Raw genomic sequence first — 4,147 nt, forward strand, 5'->3', positions numbered from 1 at the left:
AAATGCTCGCCTGGATTGCGTTGTCGGTCGTGTCGGTGGTTGCCTTGGTGATCACCGCGCCTTCGAAGAACTGGATAGGCGCAGCGCTACCGTCACCACCTTCGCCAAGCGAGAGGCCACCTTGCCATTGCCCATTGAAGGCATGGCCCGCATCGCTCTCAAAGTTAAGCGCTTCCGGAGGCGCCGCATCGTAGACTGAAGTCAGTACGCTCTGTGAAGCGGAGCCGCCCTTGACAACGAAGATGTTGGACGCCGTCACTGGTGAGTATTTGGAGAGTACGGTGACAAATTTCTCCTTCGCAGGCTGCTGCGGACCATAGAGGTAGACGCCGGCTTCTGCGTCGACGCCCGGCCAATTGGTATCGAGTGCGTTGCACACGGGGTCTTTTACAGTGGATGGTTGGGCCGAATCACCGTCGCAATAACCAAACACTGCGGCATTGCCGTTTGAGAACGCCAGCGCAAACATTTCGCCTTCAATTTCTCCATGCGCATAGGTGCCCGGGTTGGCACTGTTTTCCATGTTTCCGTATGTTCCGCAGCAAGTCGAGGACTGGCTATAGTGCGCCCCTGCGACCATGTATTCGGCAATCTCCGAGTCTCCGATCGACTGGTTGACGGTGCCGAAACGGTTGCGATATGCCTGTCCCGCCAACGTGCCCAGCGCTGGAACCTCAACGCCTTGCAGCGGCACGAAGCCGAGTTGTGCGGGGGTGCCGGGCAGCGCCGGCAGATCGTTACCGATAGATACCTGTTCGGTCGGCGCCGCAGTGGTCAATGCAGTGGGCGGCTGCGACAATTGCACGGTCAGCGTGCCACTGGTTCCAGGAAGCGTGATCGTCGCAAAGCCGTTCAGCACCGGGACAGTTGTCGACTTTTTCGCCGCGGCACTGGTACTTGCCGCTGCGCTGGTGCCCGGAATGGTCAGTGACTCTGTTCCGTCCGAGTTGAGTGTCAGCGTCCCCGTCACATTGCCGAACGCACCGCCCTTCAAAGGCGCGACCAGGTCGATCTGATCGTAGATGTACGTGACGGAGCAGGTTGTCTTGTTGCAGAACGAGTCTGTGCTTTTGACATTCGCCGAGCCGACCAACGAGCGGTCGGAGCCATTGGGCAAGTTGCCCGACGTATAGGGATAGACGTTCAGCGTTGTATTGTCGGACGCCCGTTGAATCTGGAATAGCGGCCCCGTGTAATGCTTTGTCAGCAGTCGTGTCACGCTGTGGGCCGCAGAGCACGGTGTGTTGGCCTCGGCTGCGCTGTCACACGGCAGAGGATTCGCCGATGACGCCTCTTCCAATGATGTATTGGCGCTCGTCTGCGCCGCGGCTTGCGTTGGCGACGAACTGGCGGCTGCTACGGCCTGAGACGCGGATGTGCCGCTACCGCTGCCGTCACATGCGGCGAGCGCGACTGTCATCGCCAACAGCACGGAAATTAACCCAACTCCTCTGGACATCATGACCTCCTCCTGGAAGACCAAGCTTTGGATTTGACTCAACAATTTAGTTGTACGGATTGATGCACTCAGAAACGCCACTGATCAAGCAACTGCCATGCGGAACCGTCAGACTTCCAAAAGGGTTAGACAATGCGCTACCAACCGGCGCAACGCGCCGTCCCGGCCACGCTCCATCCGGCAATCCAGTTCAGCCGTCGGGCACGAGTTCGCGCACGTCGGGCGGAAGCAATCCAGTTTGTAATTTGATCAGCGTGGGTTTGCGGGTGCCGTGAGGTCCGGGCACCGCGGCGGGTGGGGGCAGCATTGGGTTCATTGTGTCTCGCTGGGCCGGCGGCTAGCGCTGTACGCCGGCCGGCAGCATCACCAGCGTCCGTCGAAACACTCCGTGACTCACCATGCTTGTCTCCATTGTCATTGCACCGGTTGTCCGCCCCAGTGGAGCAGCATCCGATGCGGCGTGGCTATCTGGCAGCCGCGTCGAGTAATAATATTAGTCAATAATATCGATTTTACGTCTCAGTACAATCCCTTACACGGCGGAAGAAGTCCAGCGGCTGCGCCTCAGCGCCTAGAGCTACCATAAATGCGGCTTGACGGCCGGCAAATATTATTGCTAATACGATCGGTCATAATTGGCCGACGGCGGGTGACGGGTGAGATTTCACTTCGTTGTCCGCAACAACGCACGCGCGAGCCAAGGTCGCCTGCTCCTCGTTGTGAGGAGCAGCGTTCCGAGGCATTCGGCTCAAGCGATTCTCGTTTTGCGAGGCTGGGAGGGACTACTGGAGGGGTCTTGCGGACTTGGGATCAGTCAGTCGGCGGCACGATCAACCGGCCCATGAGCGACCGCAGTGGCGAGCCGCCATGATGCGCGGCCGTTGCGTTTGACTTCGTAGAGCGCGCAGTCAGCGGCCTGAAGCAGTTCGTCTGGCGTATATCGGGTGCCTTCTTCGTCCAGCGCGACGCCGACGCTGATCGAGACCGGGATCGCCTGTCCGCGGAAAGTGACGGGCGTTGAGAACGCGTCAACCAGTTTCCGCGCAACTACGCGCGCCGCATCGTCGTCACGTAAGCGGCCAAGCAGCACGACAAATTCGTCTCCACCAAGTCGCCCGACAAGGTCATCGTCACGTGTCGCAGTACGCAGTCGTTGTGCCGCGACACGCAGCACCTCATCGCCTGCTGCATGACCATAGGTGTCGTTGATGATCTTGAAGTGGTCGACGTCGATATAGCAGAGTCCCACCCGCGTGCCGTGACGCCGGCGGTCATTCACGGCATCGCCGACTGCATGCATGAAGGCGCGGCGGTTAGCGGAGCCCGTCAGCGGATCGATCTTGGCAGCACGCTCGAGCGCTGTGACCTGTTCCACGCGGGCGGTGATGTCCGTCACCACGACGTGAAAGCCGTCGACGCGTTCCTCCGCATTCCGGTGCGGGATATATCGCATGTCGACGTAGATCGACCCGTGGGGCGACATAACGCTACGCTCGAACTGCTGAGGCTCTCCCGCCAATGCACGCTGGATGTATCGCTCGGAAATCTGGTATTGCGCGTCGCCCAGGTGCTCTCGCATCGTCCTGCCAATCACTTCTTCTGGAGGAGTACCGAGCATGGTTGCAAACGCCGCGTTCGCATAGCGGTAGGTTTCCGAGGTATCCACGAAGCCGACCAGGGAAGGCAACGCGTCGGTGATAGCCCGGAGTTGCGCCTCGCTGCGTGCTGCGGTGCCGGCAGCGCTATGCTGGGCCTTGACAATGGGCACGATGCGGGCCCGAAGAAACAGTGTGCCTGCCAGCGCACATAGCGCCATCACGCCGACGGCCACCAGCAGCGCGTGCTGCACGGGAGCGAGAAAAACCTCAGTCTTGATCTTGGAGGCTGTCGCGAGTCCGGTCTTGCCGACCGGCGCATAGGCCACCACGACGTCGTCGCTGCGCGAATCCCTGTGCCGCTGCGTGCCCGCTTCACCGTGAAATGCAGGCGTGATCAGCGGGCGATTCCCGAGCGCCGGATCGATCGCCAGGTTGTGTGGCAATTCGGAAGGGGTCGCCGCAAAGCAACGTAGCAGCCTCCCCTCGAGACCACACAGCACGGACCGCCGCCCTTCACGCGAGCGTGTCGCCGCGATCGAATCCAGTATCGGCAACGTCTGCTCGGTTTCAAGCGCGAGTGGGACAAGAATTCCGTCGGCGTCTTGCAGCAGAAGTTCGGAGCGCTGACGATAGACGAAACCCGCGTGCCACAGCAATTGCGCCTTGACGCCGGGTTGATCGACAGAGGGGCGCACCGGAACGATCTGATCCGGCGCGGCCAGGCGCCTCCCCGCGCTGGAGAGTACCCGACCGTCGCTGCCGATCAGCCGGATGCTGGCAAACGCGTCGGGGCCCACATAGGCGCTCATGTCGAGCGCAGCCGCACACGATTCGACGCTGCCTACGCAGGGCGTATGCTGCAAACGGCTCCGCTGCCTCGTGGCGAATGCGTTGGCATGATCCTGCGTATTCTCCAGGATGACTGACAATGTCGCGGCTTGCTCAACGGTATCGCCCAGCAGTTCGCTGCGCTCGGCTGCTTCGTCGCTACGCACCATCAGCGAAGCGAGCATGACGCCGACGGCGAGCGCGGAACTGACAACCACCAGCGCGGCGATCACGGGTACGCGCGCGTTGGCGCTTTCACCCA

Annotated in this window: 2 protein-coding genes; both read right to left on the reverse strand. The window is 61.0% G+C overall.

Annotated features, from left to right (window positions below; genetic code table 11):
- A partial coding sequence (locus M0954_RS28305; RefSeq protein WP_297356795.1) for an arabinofuranosidase catalytic domain-containing protein occupies nt 1-1,540 on the reverse strand: 1,540 nt, incomplete at its 3' end.
- A gap of 733 nt (nt 1,541-2,273) precedes the next feature.
- Nucleotides 2,274-4,147, reverse strand: a 1,874-nt coding sequence (locus M0954_RS28310) for a GGDEF domain-containing protein (protein WP_297356797.1), incomplete at its 5' end; no start/stop codon positions are given.

This window comes from Paraburkholderia sp. (genome assembly GCF_026225065.1).
In the GTDB taxonomy this organism is placed as follows: domain Bacteria; phylum Pseudomonadota; class Gammaproteobacteria; order Burkholderiales; family Burkholderiaceae; genus Paraburkholderia.